Source organism: Moorella humiferrea (assembly GCF_039233145.1).
Classification (GTDB): domain Bacteria; phylum Bacillota; class DSM-521; order Neomoorellales; family Neomoorellaceae; genus Neomoorella; species Neomoorella humiferrea.
This window is the reverse complement of record NZ_CP136419.1, coordinates 777,954-794,254: the sequence shown is the minus strand read 5'-3', so window position 1 is coordinate 794,254 and position 16,301 is coordinate 777,954. Positions and strand designations below refer to the sequence as shown.

21 protein-coding genes and 1 riboswitch are annotated in these 16,301 nt (G+C 57.3%); all 21 genes read right to left on the bottom strand.

Going from position 1 to position 16,301, the window contains the following annotated elements; genetic code table 11:
* Position 1: 1 nt before the first annotated feature.
* Positions 2-376 (bottom strand): flagellar motor switch protein FliN, encoded by a 375-nt coding sequence (gene fliN, locus MHFGQ_RS04130; RefSeq protein ID WP_106005969.1) that lies wholly within the window; start codon positions 374-376, stop codon positions 2-4.
* Positions 377-387: 11 nt separating this feature from the next.
* Positions 388-846, bottom strand: coding sequence for a flagellar basal body-associated FliL family protein (locus MHFGQ_RS04125; protein WP_106005970.1), 459 nt, complete (start codon positions 844-846; stop codon positions 388-390).
* A gap of 16 nt (positions 847-862) precedes the next feature.
* Positions 863-1,618, bottom strand: coding sequence for an OmpA family protein (locus MHFGQ_RS04120; RefSeq protein ID WP_170066347.1), 756 nt, complete (start codon positions 1,616-1,618; stop codon positions 863-865).
* A gap of 2 nt (positions 1,619-1,620) precedes the next feature.
* Positions 1,621-2,436 carry a motility protein A gene (locus MHFGQ_RS04115; protein ID WP_106005971.1) on the bottom strand — a complete coding sequence of 272 codons (816 nt, stop codon included), beginning with the start codon at positions 2,434-2,436 and terminating at the stop codon, positions 1,621-1,623.
* Between the two features lie 3 nt (positions 2,437-2,439).
* Complete coding sequence (locus MHFGQ_RS04110) at positions 2,440-2,649, bottom strand: flagellar FlbD family protein (protein WP_106005972.1); 210 nt, start codon at positions 2,647-2,649, stop codon at positions 2,440-2,442.
* A 38-nt stretch (positions 2,650-2,687) separates the two neighbouring features.
* The gene (locus tag MHFGQ_RS04105) at positions 2,688-3,533 is read right to left on the bottom strand and encodes a flagellar hook-basal body complex protein (RefSeq protein WP_106005973.1); all 846 of its coding nucleotides are present in this window, start codon (positions 3,531-3,533) and stop codon (positions 2,688-2,690) included.
* 36 nt (positions 3,534-3,569) lie between these two features.
* Positions 3,570-3,974, bottom strand: a complete 405-nt coding sequence (locus MHFGQ_RS04100) for a flagellar hook capping FlgD N-terminal domain-containing protein (RefSeq protein WP_106005974.1) — start codon at positions 3,972-3,974, stop codon at positions 3,570-3,572.
* Positions 3,975-3,996: 22 nt separating this feature from the next.
* The gene (locus tag MHFGQ_RS04095; RefSeq protein WP_106005975.1) at positions 3,997-5,367 is read right to left on the bottom strand and encodes a flagellar hook-length control protein FliK; all 1,371 of its coding nucleotides are present in this window, start codon (positions 5,365-5,367) and stop codon (positions 3,997-3,999) included.
* A 39-nt stretch (positions 5,368-5,406) separates the two neighbouring features.
* Positions 5,407-5,841, bottom strand: coding sequence for a flagellar export protein FliJ (fliJ, locus tag MHFGQ_RS04090; protein WP_106005976.1), 435 nt, complete (start codon positions 5,839-5,841; stop codon positions 5,407-5,409).
* A gap of 2 nt (positions 5,842-5,843) precedes the next feature.
* On the bottom strand, positions 5,844-7,166 hold the full coding sequence (gene fliI, locus MHFGQ_RS04085) for a flagellar protein export ATPase FliI (protein WP_106005977.1): 1,323 nt from the start codon (positions 7,164-7,166) through the stop codon (positions 5,844-5,846).
* Positions 7,163-7,987, bottom strand: a complete 825-nt coding sequence (locus tag MHFGQ_RS04080) for a FliH/SctL family protein (RefSeq protein WP_343105528.1) — start codon at positions 7,985-7,987, stop codon at positions 7,163-7,165. Before MHFGQ_RS04080 ends, fliI begins: the two co-directional genes overlap by 4 nt.
* Positions 7,971-8,981 (bottom strand): flagellar motor switch protein FliG, encoded by a 1,011-nt coding sequence (fliG, locus tag MHFGQ_RS04075; RefSeq protein WP_106005979.1) that lies wholly within the window; start codon positions 8,979-8,981, stop codon positions 7,971-7,973. The genes MHFGQ_RS04080 and fliG overlap by 17 nt, the downstream gene beginning before the upstream one ends.
* Before the next feature lie 12 nt (positions 8,982-8,993).
* On the bottom strand, positions 8,994-10,586 hold the full coding sequence (fliF, locus tag MHFGQ_RS04070; protein WP_106005980.1) for a flagellar basal-body MS-ring/collar protein FliF: 1,593 nt from the start codon (positions 10,584-10,586) through the stop codon (positions 8,994-8,996).
* Positions 10,587-10,694: 108 nt separating this feature from the next.
* Positions 10,695-11,003, bottom strand: a complete 309-nt coding sequence (fliE, locus tag MHFGQ_RS04065; RefSeq protein WP_106005981.1) for a flagellar hook-basal body complex protein FliE — start codon at positions 11,001-11,003, stop codon at positions 10,695-10,697.
* Between the two features lie 74 nt (positions 11,004-11,077).
* On the bottom strand, positions 11,078-11,503 hold the full coding sequence (flgC, locus tag MHFGQ_RS04060; RefSeq protein ID WP_106005982.1) for a flagellar basal body rod protein FlgC: 426 nt from the start codon (positions 11,501-11,503) through the stop codon (positions 11,078-11,080).
* A gap of 2 nt (positions 11,504-11,505) precedes the next feature.
* Positions 11,506-11,898, bottom strand: coding sequence for a flagellar basal body rod protein FlgB (gene flgB, locus MHFGQ_RS04055; RefSeq protein ID WP_170066355.1), 393 nt, complete (start codon positions 11,896-11,898; stop codon positions 11,506-11,508).
* 167 nt (positions 11,899-12,065) lie between these two features.
* Positions 12,066-12,198: riboswitch (cyclic di-GMP riboswitch) on the bottom strand.
* Positions 12,199-12,457: 259 nt separating this feature from the next.
* The gene (locus tag MHFGQ_RS04050; protein WP_106005983.1) at positions 12,458-12,661 is read right to left on the bottom strand and encodes an AbrB/MazE/SpoVT family DNA-binding domain-containing protein; all 204 of its coding nucleotides are present in this window, start codon (positions 12,659-12,661) and stop codon (positions 12,458-12,460) included.
* A gap of 34 nt (positions 12,662-12,695) precedes the next feature.
* Positions 12,696-13,187 carry a flagellar export chaperone FlgN gene (locus MHFGQ_RS04045; RefSeq protein WP_106005984.1) on the bottom strand — a complete coding sequence of 164 codons (492 nt, stop codon included), beginning with the start codon at positions 13,185-13,187 and terminating at the stop codon, positions 12,696-12,698.
* A gap of 2 nt (positions 13,188-13,189) precedes the next feature.
* Positions 13,190-13,606: a flagellar export chaperone FliS gene (fliS, locus tag MHFGQ_RS04040; RefSeq protein ID WP_106005985.1), complete on the bottom strand. Its 417-nt coding sequence runs from the start codon at positions 13,604-13,606 to the stop codon at positions 13,190-13,192.
* A gap of 143 nt (positions 13,607-13,749) precedes the next feature.
* Positions 13,750-15,642: a flagellar filament capping protein FliD gene (gene fliD / locus MHFGQ_RS04035; RefSeq protein ID WP_106005986.1), complete on the bottom strand. Its 1,893-nt coding sequence runs from the start codon at positions 15,640-15,642 to the stop codon at positions 13,750-13,752.
* A gap of 136 nt (positions 15,643-15,778) precedes the next feature.
* Positions 15,779-16,141, bottom strand: coding sequence for a flagellar protein FlaG (locus tag MHFGQ_RS04030; protein ID WP_106005987.1), 363 nt, complete (start codon positions 16,139-16,141; stop codon positions 15,779-15,781).
* Between the last annotated feature and the right edge of the window lie 160 nt (positions 16,142-16,301).

Below are 16,301 nucleotides of genomic sequence, written 5' to 3'. Positions count from 1 at the left end.
CCTAATCCTGCCCTTCCTTCTTGACCTCTGCCAGACCGGTGATTCTCACGCCGAAAGACTCATTGACGACCACCACCTCTCCGGTGGCCAGCTTAATGCCGTTTACCCGGATTTCCACCGCCTCCCCGGCCAGTTTGTCAAGGGTGATGACCGAGCCTTCTTTAAGGTCCAGGATCTCTTTCACCAGCAGTCGCTTGCGCCCCAGCTCCGCCACCAGGCGCAAAGGGATGTCGGCGATCCGTTTAAAACTCCCCTTAACGCCGGCGGCCGGAACAGGCTTCAGGGGCGCAAAGCGGGCCTTCTCTATGCGCGGCCGGTCTTCACCGGCGGCCATGGCCGCCAGGAGCTTTTCAATCTCTTCGTTCGTCAGGGACATAATCCATTCTCCTACTGGACGATAAATTCCTCGAAGTAGAGGCCCTGGACCTGACCGCCCATAAGCTGGGCGTTGACGGCCGTCAAGAGTTCCCGCTTTAAAGCGTCTTCATTCTGCAGGTCGTCGGTCTTCTTGCTGCGCAGGACGGAAATCAAAGTGTCGCGGATGCGGTAGAGTTTTTCATTGAGCTCTTCCGTCAGCCGGGTATCGCTGTACTCCAGGGTGATCTTGGCCCGCAGGTAACGGCGCAGACCGGGGTCGGCCAGGTTGACGACAACCGGCTCCAGGGCCATTTTCTGCATCACCGCCGGCGCCTGCCTGGCAGGGGCGGCCGTTACCCCCCTGTTGCCCCCGAAAAAGAAGTAGTAAACGTATCCCCCGCTTAAGGCCAGGATGAGCAACAACATGACGACGGTCAGCAAGGACCGCCCTTTTTTTCCCTTTGTTTCCGTTTCTTCCCTGGGAGGCATTTCTCCACCTCTTCCTTTAGTTTCCGTTTCTGCCGCCCACACCTATCATGAGTACCACCCGCCGGTTTTCCGCCATATGTTCCGGGGTGTCGTTGGGATACAGGGGGCGATATTCTCCATAGCCTATGGCCACAAAACGCTCAGGTTTAAGACGGTGTTCCTCAATAAAGTAGCGCACCACCCGGGCGGCTCGGGCCGTAGATAATTCCCAGTTGCTGGGAAATTCCATGGTATGGATAGGCCGGTTGTCGGTATAGCCTTCGACGCGCACTTCATTGGGAATGCGGCTCAAAAGCTCCGCCAGCTTATCCAAAAGCCGCCTGGCTTCGGGTTTCAAATCCGCCTTGCCGGAATCGAAGAGAATGCGCTCTTTGATGTCCAGGGCGATACCCTGTTCTTCATAGCGCACTTCCACCATGGAGTTTAAGCCGCTCTCCGTAAGGAAATTTTTAACCGTCTGGTAGGTCTCCATCATTTCCCTGGCCCGCGCCAGAGCGGCGGCCTCCTCCGGGGTTTCCACCTCCGGGTAATCCAAGGGGGCGGCCTCGGTTTCCACAATGGGCGACACGCCGCCGTCGAGAATCCCCATGCCCTGGTAGGAAGCGATGAACCGCTGGAATTTCTGCTGATTTAAAACGGAAAAGGAAAAAAGGAGGACGAAGAATACCACCAACTGGGTCATCAGATCGGAAAAGGTGATCATCCACGTCGGCGCGCCTTCTTCAACCTTTTTGCGCTCCTTTAGGGCCATGATGCGTCCTTCTTTCGTCAATGCTAAAACTGCCTATCGGCCGCTTCACCCATCACTACGTCCTCGCCCTCGGCCTGCCGCCCCTTGGGTTTTGCCGGCAGGAACGAACGCAGGCGCTCTTCCAAAATGCGCGGGTTGACCCCCGACTGGATGGCTATAATCCCTTCCAGCATCATCTGGTGGAGCATCATTTCCTGCTCGCTCCTCAAGCCCAGCTTTCCGGCTAGGGGAATGAAGATCATGTAGGCCATAATGGCGCCGTAAAAGGTAGTGATGAGGGCCAGGGCCATGCTGGGGCCTAAAGCCTCCGGTTTGTCCAGCTTGGCCAACATCTGCACCAGGCCGATTAATGTCCCGATCAAGCCGAAGGACGGGGCAAGATTCCCCCACGTTTTAAAGATGGACTGACCGATCTCGTGGCGGCGGGCCATGTAGGCCATGTCCGTCTCCAGGATCTGCCTGATGGTCTCCGGTTCTATGGCGTCGACCATCATTTGAATGCCTTTCTTAAAAAAGGGATCGTCCAGGCGATCGGCGTCGTCTTCCAGGGCCAGGAGTCCTTCCCGCCGGGCCTTGCGGGCCAGCTCGCCGAAAAGCTCGATCAACTCTTCGGGGTCCATAAGGTCGGTGGTAAAGGCCTGTTTCACCGTACCAAAGACGTTTTTTACATCCTGGAAGCTGAAATTAATCAGGACGGCGGCAAAGGACCCGCCCACCGTCACCATCAGGGAAGGCACGTTCCAGAACAGTTTGGGGTTGCCTCCCATGATCAAAGACCCCGCCATGAGGCCGATGCCCGCCACGATACCCGCCACGGTCATATAATCGATGCGCCGCAACCTCTATTCCACCTCATCCCGGGCCGGCTCCGGCCGGAGTGTTCTTTGCCGGTAGGCGACGACCCGGTCTATTATTTCATCTACCGTTTGGGTGACCAAAACCTTTTTGCCATTGGTTAGGGTGATGACCGTTTCGGGCACGCTCTCTATCCGCTCGATGAGCTCGGCGTTGAGGACCAGTTCCCGCTTATCCAGGGTAGTAACCTTGATCATCCCCTGCCGCCCTCCTTTAAATAAAGCTCCACCTATTTTTAACGCTTCAGATTGACAAGTTCCTGGAGCATCTGGTCGGAGGTGGTGATGGTCCGGGCGTTGGCCTGAAATCCCCGCTCGGTGATGATCATGTCGGTAAACTCCTGGGCCAGGTCGACGTTGGACATCTCCAGGGCCGAGGGGATGATGGTGGTATTGGCCAAAGATGTATCTTTAGTCCCAGCACCTCCTACTGTTGCCTCGCCAGCAGCCACAGTATATTTGTAAAGACTGCTGCCCACTTTTTCTAACCCCGCTGGGTTAATAACTTTGGCCAGCTTAATTTGATTATTGGTTCCATCGTTATTAGTTCCATCTTTTGCTATAAAGCTAACTTTACCTTCTTTATCTATGCTGTAGCTTTGAGCATCTTTATCAATTTTTATATAGTCATTAACCGTAATCTTATCAGTATCAAAGGTGGCGTCTTTAGCTACTTTAAATCCATCTGCATTTACTAAATAACCCTCATCATCGAAATGAAATGCCCCGGACCTAGTCAGATAAGCATTACCGCTTGCATCGGCAACAATAAAGAACCCATCTCCCTGGATCATCAAATCCGTGCCGTTGCCGGTGGATGCGGCGGCGCCCTGGGTATGGATGACGTCAATGCTTCCTAAAGTGACGCCCAGGCCGATCTGCTGGGGGTTGGTCCCGCCTATACCGTTAGCACTGTCTCCTGCCGAACCGCCCCGTAAGGTCTGGTAGAACACGTCTTTAAAGGTGACGGCGCTCCTTTTAAAGCCCACCGTATTGACGTTGGCAATGTTGTCGCCGATGACATCCATCCTCAGCTGGTGGGTACGGAGGCCCGATACGCCGGAATAAAGGGAACGCATCATGATAAACTCCCCCTTTCATGAAACCCAATTTATTAATCAGCTTATTTCCGTAACCGCCGCCAGGGGCACTTGACGCCCTCCTACTTCCAGGAAAATCCCGTCCGTCGTCGCGGTAACTTTACCGACCGTTCCCGTCAAGACCTCATCATCTAAAACGGCCGTTACTTCTTTGCCCATCAGGCTTACCGCCTGGAGCATCATGCTTTCCTGCAGTTCCTGCCGCAGGAGACTAAAATTTTCGTTGAGATTGTACATCTGTTCCAGGACGCTAAACTGGGCCATCTGGGCGATGAATTCGGTATTGCTCATGGGATTCAAAGGATCTTGGTTGCGCAGCTGGGCAGCCAGAAGTTTAAGAAAATCATCCTTACCCAGCCCGCCGGTGTTTGTCACGCCGGCCGCCGCAGTATTTCCGACAGCCGTCACGCCGCCCACGTTCACTTTCCTTTCCCCCTTCTAAGGTTTAAGCCAGGTAATCGAAGCGGTGCCATGAGCCCACGGATATGCCCGCTTCGCCGCCCCCGGGCGGTACTGGAGTACGCCCCAGCGGTCTCCTCGGACCCCATTCCCGCGCTCCCTGCTCCCAGGCCTGGGACCCGCCGCTTCCTTCGCCGCCAACCTGCACATACACTTGGTCCAGGTGGAAACCCTGCTGGGCTAAGGTCTGGCGCATATCCGGCACCGCCGCCTGTAAAATCCTGGCGGCTTCCCTGTTTTCCACCAGGAAGTGGACGACCAAGCGGCCGTCCATTATGGAGGCCGTCAGTTTCATGTGCCCCAGGTTTTCCGGCTGCAGGCGTATCTCCAGCTCCTGCCGCCCCGTCGCCCGGGCCACCCGCGCCACCTCCAGCACCGCACCGGTTATTTCCGGCAGATTCCTTAATAGAGGAAGACTGACTTCCTGGCCGGCGGGTAAAGCTTCGGGTTTTAAACCGGTGGATGCAGAAATGGGTATATGTAGCCCCGTACCACCTGGATCCTTGCCTTTACCTGCATCGCCATGGTCGCCTTTAAAACCCTGTTCGGGAAAGGTAGGGGGCGATACGGCTTCATTTAACTTGTTCTCCCAGGGCGACACTACCCGGCTCAATCCATCGGGCGAAGCCGCCGCCGGATATCCTTTAACATCGACGTCGGCTGCCGCCGCGTCCCCGCCGGCAACAGGCGCCTTTTCCTCGCCTTTGTGAAGGGCCGTTACCATCAATGCCATACTGCTGGCCTGAGGTTTTCCCCGGGGGTCGTTCCCAATTGCCGCCGGCCAACCCTGCCGTCCTGCGGCCTTAAGCTCCACCTTCTTCCCGGCGCCCTCAGCCTCGCGTTTAAGGACATCTCTAGGGGCTTCGGCCTTAAGCCCCGTCTCCGTCCCGTAGCCTCCAGCCGCCCGTTTCAGGATAATTGCAGAGGCCATCCCTTTACCGCCCGCCTTTATCCCGCTACCCCCGGCAGCAAGGTCAACGAGTTCTCCACTGACGCCGGCCTTTACCCCGGCTCCGGTTTCTTCACCGTTCTCACCCTGTAAAAATACATCCAGGGGCACCAGAGGCACCGCCTTCATCCCGGTGACAGCACTCCTATAACGGCCGTCAACGGCTACGGTCGTGGAACCGTCCTTCCCGGTACTTTTACCCACACCCATTCCTTCCGCCGTTCCATCCGCAACACCCCGGGCCGCGCCGCCTTCCGGACCGCTTTTTTCAGCGGGACGGGTAGAACGGTTCTGCTGCACCAGTCCTGCCAGGTAAAGGGCGAAGTCGCCGCCATCACCCTTTGAACGGTCCCGATCCCGCGCCTTAATCTGCTTCACGTCTATCTTTTTTACGGCCTGGACGGTCATTTTGTCACCTCCTCCTGACGATATATTTATTGAAAAGGTTTATTTGCCGAAACAGCTCTGGAAGCGTACGGCCGCCGCGTCATCAATCTGTTTTTGTTCCTCTCGGGCCTGCTCGTAGAGATAGGCGGCCAGTTGGCGGTCGCGCAGGCGGTCCAAAACCTTCCTCTCCCGCATCACCGTCTGTACGCAGTCGCGCTTCTCCTCCACCGACAGACGGGCCCGGGCCACCTTCTCCTCCTGGTGAAGGATGCGGCCGTCCAGGGCTTCCAACAGCGCCGCTTCCTGGAGCAAATCGTCCGCCCTCAGTTCTCCCCAGGGGGCTTCACGGCAGTTCCGCAGTTGCCGGTAATACGCCAGTCTTCCTTCTTCTTCTTCCTGGCGGCGGCGGGCCGCGGCCAGCTGCATTTTAAGCTGTTCCTCCAGGGATGCCTTGTAGCTGCGCACCTTCTCCAGGGAAAAGCGAAATCCGGCCAATGTTACGCGCCCCCGTTGCTGAAAATAGATGCCAGTCCGGCCAGGACGGTATCGAAGTCGTAAAATTCCTCCACGTCCTGGCGCAGGAAGGATTGGATGGCTTCGTAATGCTTTAGTGCTGCATCGACCCTGGGATTGGAGCCCTGCTGATAGGCGCCAATCTCAATCAGATCCTCGGCTTCCCGGTAGGCGGCCAGCAACTCCCGTAAGAGACCGGCCTTCTTTTGATGTTCCCGGGAAGTTATCTCCGGCATGAGACGGCTGACGCTCTGCAAGACGTCGATGGCCGGGTAGTGGTTTTCCGCCGCCAGCCTGCGGGAAAGGACGATGTGCCCGTCTAAAAGCCCCCGCACGGTGTCGGCCACCGGTTCATTCATGTCGTCCCCTTCCACCAGCACAGTGTACAATCCGGTGATGGAGCCCCGGGCGGCGGTGCCGGCCCTTTCCACCAATCGCGGGAGGGCGGCGAAGACGGAAGGGGTATATCCCCGGGTAGCAGGCGGCTCGCCGATGGCCAATCCCACCTCCCGCTGGGCGATGGCAAAACGGGTGAGGGAGTCCATCATTAAAAGGACGTTCTTCCCCTCGTCGCGGAAATATTCGGCGATGGCCGTCGCCGTAAAGGCCCCCTTTATGCGCACCAGGGCCGGGCGGTCGGAGGTGGCGACCACCACCACGGAACGGGCCAGACCATCCTCACCCAGGTCGCCTTCGATAAAGTCCCGCACCTCTCTACCCCGCTCGCCGATGAGGGCGATAACGTTGATGTCGGCGGTGCTGTGGCGGGCGATCATCCCCAGCAGGGTGCTTTTGCCCACGCCGCTGCCGGCGAAAATGCCCACCCGCTGGCCGCAGCCGCAGGTGAGGAGGCCATCGATGGCCTTGATCCCGGTGGCCAGGACCTCCTTGATGCGCCGCCGCTCTAAAGGATTGGGCGGCACGTTGTTGACCGGCCGCAGGGCTTCCGCCTTAAGGGGCAGCCCGTCCATGGGGCGCCCCAGGCCGTCCAGGATCCTTCCCATGAGCTCCCGCCCCACGGGTATCAGGTGCCCGTGACCGGCGGCTATTACCCGGCACCCGGGGCCGATGCCTTCCAGTTCCCCCAGGGGCATGAGGAGGGTTACCTCTTCCCTAAAACCCACCACCTCGGCCGCGACGGGAGCCGCGCCGTTGTTGTAAATGTGGCACAGCTCACCTATAGCGGCCTTAAGTCCCCGCACCTCGATGGTCAGCCCGGTCACCCTGGTGACTTTGCCGCCCCGGCGCCAGAGGTCGGCCGTCGCTAAAAGCCTGCGGTAGGGGGTGAGGTCTACGGCCGGCCTCACGGCTCGCCTCCCTCCACGGTGGTATCCTTTGCCCCGGGGGGCGCTTCCGCTCCCTCACGCTGGGCGCGAAAGATTTTTTTCAGCTCTTCCAGTTGATTGGCAAAGCCGGCGTCGATAAAGCCGTTTTCCGTCTCTACACGGCACCCCCCGGCCTTAAAGGACGGGTCGGCGATGACCTGCAGCCGCGCCCCCGGCGCCGCCTCCCTTAAAAGTTCGTCGCGGTAACGGCGAAGGTGTTCGGCTACCTCCGGGGCGGCATAAACTATGTAATTCTGGCCCTCGGCCACCTGGCGGACGGCCCGGCGGGCCGTTTCCACCACCGCTTCCGGCCGCTGTTCCACCTCCCGGCCCAGGATCTTGGCGGCGACGGCCAGGGCCAGGTCGACGATGTCGCCTTCGGCCCCTTCAAGGATCTCCTTATAGGCCTGCCGCGCTTCGGCCAGAACCCGGCGGGCGGCTTCCCGGTCGGCTGCCGCCTCCTGGCGGATGGCCGCTGCCTCCGCCTCAGCCCGTGAGAGGCCTTCCCGGTAACCCCTTTCTTCCCCGGCAGCGCGGGCTTCCTCCAGGACCTTAAGCCTTGCGGCTTCGGCCGCTTCTTTAATGGCCCGGGCCTCCCGCCGCGCCTCCTCCAGGATGGCCTCCGCTTTTTTAAGGGCGGCCGTTTCCCGTTCTTCCGCCTCAGCGGCGGCCCCTTCCCCTGCCGGCTTCGGCTCTCCCCCGCCGGCGTCGTCTAAAGATACGGCCGCCAGGGGGCGCAGGGGTATCACCCTTTCCCCGCGGCCCGGCCCGGCCTTTTTCAACACCCTAGACCACAATGGCATCCTCACCACCCCGGGCGATGATGATCTCGCCGGCTTCGTCTAAGCGACGGATGATCTGGACGATGCGCTGCTGGGCTTCTTCCACGTCACGCAACCTTGCCGGTCCCATGTACTCGATGTCCTCCCGGAGCATTTCCCCGGCCCGCTTGGAAAGGTTGCGGTAAATGCGGTTGGCCACTTCTTCGCTGGCCGCCTTGAGGGCCAGGGCCAGGTCTTTGAGATCGACTTCCCTGAGGACCCGGCGGATGGAATTGTCGTCCAGGGTCAGGATGTCTTCAAAGACAAACATGCGCTTGCGGATCTCGTCGGCCAGTTCAGGGTCATCCTGCTCCAGAGCTTCCAGGATGGTCCGCTCGGTGCTGCGGTCGGCCCGGTTCAGGATGTCCACCAGGCTCTTGACGCCACCGGCAACGGCGAAATCCTGATCCACCAGGGAGGACAGCCGCTGTTCCATGATACTCTCCAGCTCCCGCAGGGTTTCCGGAGAGGCCCGCTCCATCAGGGCAATCCTTTTGGCCACGTCGGCCTGGATCTTGTCCGGCAGGGCGCCCAGGACCACCGCCGCCTGCTCGGGTTCTAGGTAGGAAAGGATAAGGGCGATGGTCTGGGGATGCTCGTTGTAGATGAAGTTAACTAGCTGTTTGGGATCGGCCTTGCGGATCATGTTGAAGGGGCGTATTTTGGACGTAGCCAGCAGCTTTTTAATGATTTCCGTCGCCCGGGCCGGTCCCAGGGTCTTTTCCAGCACCTCACGGGCATACTTCAGGCCGCCCTGGAGGATAAACATCTGGGCGTCGTTAAGTTGCAGGAATTCGTCCACGATCTGCTGCATGGTATCGGGGTCGATGGAGGTCGTGTTGGCAATCTGGTAGGTGATGCGCTCTATGTCCTCCTGACCCATCTGCTTTAATATCAGGGAAGAGAGCTCCGGCCCTACGGCGATCAAGAAAATTGCCGCCTTTTCTAAGCCCGAAAGGGGTTTCTGCCTCGCCACTCATGCCCACCTCTAATCTTCGGACAGCCAGGCCCTGATAAGCAGCGCCGCGTCCTCCGGGCGCTGGCGGATGATGTCCCGCAGGCGGTCCATCTTAGCCTTGCGTTCCGCCTCCTGGCGCACCTTTTCTACGTCCACCGGCTCCACCGGTTCTACCATCAGGGGCGCCACCGGCGCAGCGGCCTCCATGCCGGCCTTCGGCTTCTCTCCTAACATACGTTCCGGCAGGATGGCCGGCACCGCCGCCCGCCGCCGGCGCCGCAGGATGACGATAAGGAGGAGGAGCAGAAGGAGTAGCCCTCCCAGTCCGGCGCCACCCCACATCAAGTACCGGCGGAGCTGCTGCTGGCGCTGCTGCTGGGCCTCCATTTCCGCCGCCATCTGCTGCTGCATGGAGTTATCAAAGGGAAGGGACTCTACGTTGATCTGATCGCCCCGAGCTGGGTCGAAGCCGATGGCTGCGGCGACAATGTTCTGGATCTGGGTTCTCAAGGCGGGAGTGACAGCCCCGTCAACGGCCACCGCCGTGGAAAGGCGCCGCACCTGGCCGGGCGCGACGATAGTATGGGTTTCCGTCTGATCCAGCTCATAGTTGCGGATGGTATCGGAGTTGTTGTAATTGCCCGCGGCCGGGTTTACCGCCTGGTATACGGGGGGCTGGGTGTTGGCCGGCGTCCCCGCCGCCCCCGCTGCACCGCCTCCGGCGGTGCCGGTTTCGGTTTTGACCTGCTCGCTCCGCAGGGCGCCTTCCTTGCCCCAAACCGTCTGCTTGATTTCCTGCTGGTCAAAGTTCAAATCGGCGGTGACCATGGCCACAGCCTTGCCTGGGCCCAGGATCTGGCTCAATACGGCCTGCAGCCGCTGTTCCAGGTCACGCTCGAACTGCCGTTTGAGTTCCATTTGATTCTGCCGGATGCGGCCCGCAGGGGCGTTCTCATCCCCCGCCAGCCCCTCACTCAGAACGTTGCCGTACATATCGATGACGCGGATGTTCTCCAGCTTCAGGCCGGCCACGCTGGCCGCCACCAGCTCCATGATGCCTTTGACCTGTTCCGGTTTTAAGCGGGACAGGGGTTTGAGCTTCAACATTATAGCCGCCGAGGGGGGCTGCTGTTCCTGGAGGAAGACACTGGGCTGAGGGATCACCAGGTGCACCCGGGCGTCTTCTACCTCGTCCAGGGAGACGATGGTACGCCGCAGCTCCTCCTGCAGGGCGCGCTGGTAGTCCAGGTTGCGTTCAAAATCGGTCATTCCCAGTTTGTTTTCGTCGAAAAGCTCAAAGCCCCGGCCGCTGTTTAATACCCCGGCGCTGGCCAGGTCCAACCGTAGTTGATAGATTTGCTCCTTGGGTACCAGGATGGTGGTCCCTTCCCCGGCCAGCTGGTAGGGCACCTTCATTTCCTTCAATTTTTCCACGACGGCCGCCGCGTCGCTCTGCTGCAGATTGGTGAACAGGGGCGCGTACTGGGGTTTTAAGAGCCACTGGATTAAAAAAGCGCCGCCCAGCAGGACGGCCAACGTCACGGCCACCAGGGCCGAGCGCCGCCCGGGAGTTAAGCCCTGCCAGAAATTTTTCAACTTGGTGAGAATCTGTCCGTACTTCATTGCCCGCTCCCGGTAAGCCTGAATCTAATGCTAATCATAATTACTATTGCCGCCAGAGCAATATGCCTCCCCACCTTCGGCTTTCACCCATCATGTCGACGGCGCGCTTTAGAACTGCATGCGGGAAATTTCCTGGTAGGCCTCCACGACCTTATTGCGCACCTGAACGGCCAGTTGCAGGGAGAGATTGGCCTGTTCCAGAGCCAGCATGACCTCGTGCACGTCTTCCACACGGCCGGCCAGGTACTCCTGGGTGAGGACATCGGCCTGCTGCTGCAGGGCGCTTATTTCGTTCAGCTTTTCTTTGAGGAGTGCGCCGAAGCTCTCTGCCGGCGCTGCCGTATTTTGTTGCGCCGTACTGCGCCCTATCTCCTGCAGCGGCGCCGGTGTTAAAAGGGATGTGGGTGCAAGGAGCATAATGTTCTTCCTCCTGAAAGTTACATCCTGTTTTCTGGCAGGCTGAAGGATTCATCGATAGCTAATGCATGTCTCTAACGCCCGATCTCCAGGGCCTTCAGGGTCATGGCTTTGGCCGCATTCAAAACGGTGACGTTGGCTTCATAGGCCCGGGTGGCGGTGATCATGTCCACCATTTCGTTGACGACGTTGATATTGGGCAGGGCCACATAGCCGTCGGGACCGGCGTCCGGGTGGGAGGGATCGTACACCCGGCGCGGCGGGGTGTTGTCCTCCACGATGGCGGCCACCTCCACCCCGGCCCCTTTAAATTGGGCGCCCGCAGGTTTCAGGGCTTCCTGGAGCTTTTCTGCAAAAACAGGCACCTGCCGCCGGTAGGGACCGCCCCGAGGTGTCCTGGTGGTATTGATATTGGCCAGGTTGTTGGCAATAATATCCAGGCGCAGGCGCTCGGCCGTCAAACCGGAAGCGCTGATAGCCAGGGCCGGCAATAATTCCACCCTTACCGCCTCCCTTCGTTAATCACATAGCGCAGCATGGCCAGCCGGCCGTTCAACTGCTGGACGGCAAAGTTAAAGTTTAAGCTGTTCTGGACCAAGTCGACCATTTCCCGGTCGATGTCCACGTTGTTGCCGTCCTGGCGCATGGTGGTGCTGTTGTCCGGGACCACTTCCGGCGTAAGCTCCAGCCCTCCCGCCGGCAGGTGGCCGGGATGGGTGCGGTAGAGCTCCACCCCGGGCTCCACTCCCAGAGCCCGGGCGAGCTTTTCTTCAAAGGAAACGTCAGAACGCTTGAAGCCCGGCGTGTTAACGTTGGCCACGTTGTGGGCGATGACCCGCTGGCGCAAGGTCGCCGCGTCCAGGGCCTTCTCCAGGACGTACAGGGCCGGCGTCATAAACACGGATTTTTCTCCCTCTTTCCCGGAAAAACGATATTTTTCTCCAACGGTTACCACTTTAGCATTTCTATGGGAAAATGGGTATCGGCCTTTAGGCCTAAAATACCCCTGGGACTTTGGTCCTATAAGAAAAGCCCGTCCGGCGGGCAACTCCACAAACCGGGAACGGCGGCCTGGCTGTCATAGCCCGTCCGCCGGAGGTTAAAGGCCCTGCCGGACCGCCACCCCCGCGCGACACGGACCTTAGACCCATGGCTTTGCGCGCATCCCCTTTCGGGGAGCTTGCCCTTGACGCCCGGAGTAAGAAAATTTTACCTTGGCATTTTCGATATTAATTCAACACGTTTTGCCAAATTCCTGCAGGTTGGGTAAAATTCCTCCAAAAAAAATAAACCGCCCCCCCTTGGGGAACGGCTTCCCAATCTTTAAAAATTTCGCTGGCCAACCGTGGTATAATATAGCCATAGCCACCTTTGGAAGCATGTGGGACCTAACAACCATCCTGTCAGGAATGCGCATTACTGAAAATGAGGCCAAAGAATGGCGGCAGTCGAGGTTATTTGATTAAACCTACCTTCAACGGCCGTCTTCTCTCCGGCCGCAGGCTTTCCAACTGCAGGCGCCGCAGAATGACGGTTTCTCCATCCAGTTCCACGGCCAGATGGTCCCCTGCCTCCCAACCCAGGTGTTCCCGGATCTCTTTAGGTATGACCACCTGGCCCCGGCTCGATATCTTGGTTATCTCTATATGTTCGCCCATCGACTCCCCCTGCCCATGATAGGTTCTCTCTATGTCATAATCGCCGGTCCAGGCACCGGGGCGCCGCGGTTCTATACTCACGGCGGTAAGCCCTGGCCATCTGTCGGGCTGTTTGTACCTGTTCCAGCTCTAGTTTAATCTTTACCATGTTTTCCTGCATAATTTTCAGATTAGCTTCCTGCAGTTCCCGGCATTCTTCCCATAGGGTCCGCAGATGCCGGGAGGCGCTAGCCAGTTCCCAACGGGTTTCCGGCGTTAGGAGCTCAATTTTTTCCCATGACGAAACTTCTTTTTCTGCAACTAAAGCGAGATTTTTTTCCAACTGCCGGGTAGTCTGCCGTGCCTCGGACAACAGTACCCTCATGGATAACGACTCTTCCAGAAAGTTATTCAAGGCTTCCCACGCGCCGGTCTGTATGTATTGACGCTGCTGCTGCAAACTACGCCGCCACGCCTGCACCAGTTCTATTTCATGTAAATAAGCGCGCAGGAGCTCCTTCGCGGCCTTTTCTTTTTCTTTGTCCATTTTTAACCCTGCCGATTCATCCCGACCCGGGTTCGATAATCATGGGAATGATATATCCTTGTAGCTTCTTCCCAGGTATCGCGCAGCTGCTGCAGCAGGTCCATTACTTCTTGAACCATAACTGCGCTCTTTTTCACGTTTGCCTGCACCAGATGACGGTACATGAAATCGTATAATTTATAAAGGTTGTCGGCAATCTCGCCCACGTCTCTATTCAAATTGACCATCAACTCGCTCAAAATATCCTGGGCACGGCACAGGCTGCCGTTGGCCCCGGCATAATCCTTTTTCTCCATGGCCGCCAGGCCCTGACGGCAGAAACGCAGGGCGCCGTCGTAGAGCATCAGCACCAGCTTTTCCTGGGATAGAGTCTGGACCTGGTTCTGCCGGTAAGCCTGATAGGGGTCGGTAATGGACATGGCTTACACCTCGATTTGTTCTACAACATTTTCCAGCCATCAACTCGCCTAGTTAAACATTGCTTAATGGGTTTATCTTCACCCTCACCACTTCATCGCCGTTTCCTCTCCGTTTTATGAACGTAAATTTGTTGACCTATACGCTACTTTTTCTGGTAGGCCCCCAATCCGGCAATCTGCCCGGCCAGCCAGTTGCCCTGGCTCTGCAAAGCCGCCAGGGCCTGCTCCATGGCCGTGAATTGCCGCCGTAGTTGCTCTTCCTTAATAGCCAGCCGGTCTTCCATGCGAGAGATCTGGTCGTCGATGTCGTCCATAATGTCCTGCAGGGACTTCTCCCGGGAGGGGATAAGACCATCCCCCGAACGGACAAGGGAGGTAAGATATGTATCCAGCCTGTCTGCCAGCCCGGTTTTGCCGTCATTGGTGAAGATAGCCATCACGGCCTGGGGGTCGGCCTGCAAAGCGGCGGTCAATTTATCCGTGTCCAGGGTGATTTTACCGCTGCGGTCGAAGGTCAATGCACCGCTTCCCGCCACCTCGCCGGTTGAAATACCGATACTCCATGGCGTCCTATAGTTGCCCGTCAGCCCGGAAACGGTATCGGTCATCAAGCGCCACAGGGAACTGCCTATTCGCGCTAAAGTGGGATCACCCTGGAGGTCGCCGTCCTTACCACCTTTGGTGCTGATAAAGTCCATAACCGAGTTATACTGATCGACCAACTCTTTAACGGCGTCTATGGCTTTCTGGATATCATGGCCTACCTCGAGGTTAATGGTTTCCGCATCACTTATTGCTTTGTTGCCGTCGGCGTCGGTTACTCCCAAAAGGTTCAAGGTGACGCCGGTGATAACGTCGGTGATGGTATTTGTAGGACGGCTTATGGTGAGACCGTCGACAGTGAAAACGGCGTCCCGGGCATCCTGGACCACGGCACCGGAAAGGATTTTTCCGCTCCCATCTACCAGCCCCAAACTGTTGAGAACGCCGTTAGAATCGGTAAAGGACATAGCTCCGGCTGCACCGCTAGTTTTGCTGGTAAGCACCAGGCGGTGGTCGATGACGGCGGCGGTTACGATGTCCCCCGCCCCGCTGGTCTGTCCTGAAGCCGGTACGGTATTGATGAGGGCGGCAATGGACTGCAGGGAGTCGCTCGCGCTGACGGTGATGTTGCGGGTTTGTCCGCCCACGGTTATGCTGAAGGAACCGCTTAAACCTAGCGCCTGGGTGTCAGAGGTCACAGGCGTGGCTGGTTGAAAGTTTGCCGTCCAATCGGCAAGCATGGGGATAGAAGTACTATCTCCGTTTAAAGTCGCTCTTAATTGTATTTGTTGTACGTTGCCGTTTAACGTTGCCGTTAAGGTGTGGGTTTTGTAACCAAGAAAACCGTCGCCATTCAAACTTCCTAACGTCTGCCAATCGCTCCACGTAGTTCCATCAAAGGTTCGATACTGATACACGTAATTCGTATTTAACCGCTCCTGCTGGCTAACCGTCAAAGTAAGGCGGCCGCCATTTGCGGCGTTAATGCTGATGGCATTTGAGGTAATGCTTCCTGAAGTCCCTGACGACAGGCGAATGATGCCGTTTGTCGTATCCTGGGTTAAATTGCTCAAAGTAGCTACGCCAGCGGTGTAAGTAGCGTCGTTAAAAGTGTCCGTTAAAATCTGCGTTTCCGTACCATAAACCAGGGGTTGTTGGCTAGCTACCTTATGGGCCTGAGCCAACTGAACGATACCTATACGATATCTGCCGGCGACGGCGCTACTGCTGGCCGTGGCCGTCAACACCGCCGTGTTGCTAGAAGTTGCCTTCATACCCGTAAAAGTAGAGGAGAGCTTGAGGCTTGCGAGTTTACTTTGCAAGTTACTCAGCCGCGTATAAATATCGTGCCAGGCATTTTTTTCAACGTTGTACTGGTTTTTGCGTTGCTGTAGTTTGGTCAAAGGGACCCTTTCAAGATTCATTAATTGCGTAATAATCGATTCCGTGTCAATTCCTGAAGCCAGCCCAGAAAAATAAATGCCGCTGGCCATTTATAAAGCCCTCCCTATTCTAGCACTAATACCTTCCTGCAAAACACTTCTTGCCTTATACCATACAAATCGGGTCGGATACTCCCTTTCACCCATTTGCCTCCAAGCCTTTGCGACAACTTGCTACATTTTTGCTTTAGATTAATTCATCCAAGAGCAGGCCTACCATGTACTGCATCTCGCTAGTCACCTTCAGCACATTCTCCGGTGGGATGCGACGGATAATCTTACCCTCTCTGGCGTCGATGACAAGGACATATAACTCGCCCTTCTCATGGTCAAGTTTAAAGCGCAATTTTATATTAAAGAGGTCCGTTGCCGCATTTAACTTTTCCACCGCCTGCTGCAATTCGTCCCGGGAATAACCGGTTTCCTTTTCCCGGCGGTATTTTTCCTGCTCGCCGTCAACGTTGATCCTTTTGGCATCCTGCACTGCCGGTTTCTGCGTCTGGCTCTGGACCTGGTTTAGGACTAAAGGATCGACTCCTTCGACCCGCACTGCTGCCACCCCCACGGTGTTTCGCTATTCCTTTATATCGACAGATTATCGCTGTGCTTGAGTTATTGAGGGAAATTAAAACCAGGCAGGCCTTCAAATATAACAAGTAATTCCCCTCATTGTGGTATAATATTATCGTATTCTAAACTATAATGAATAC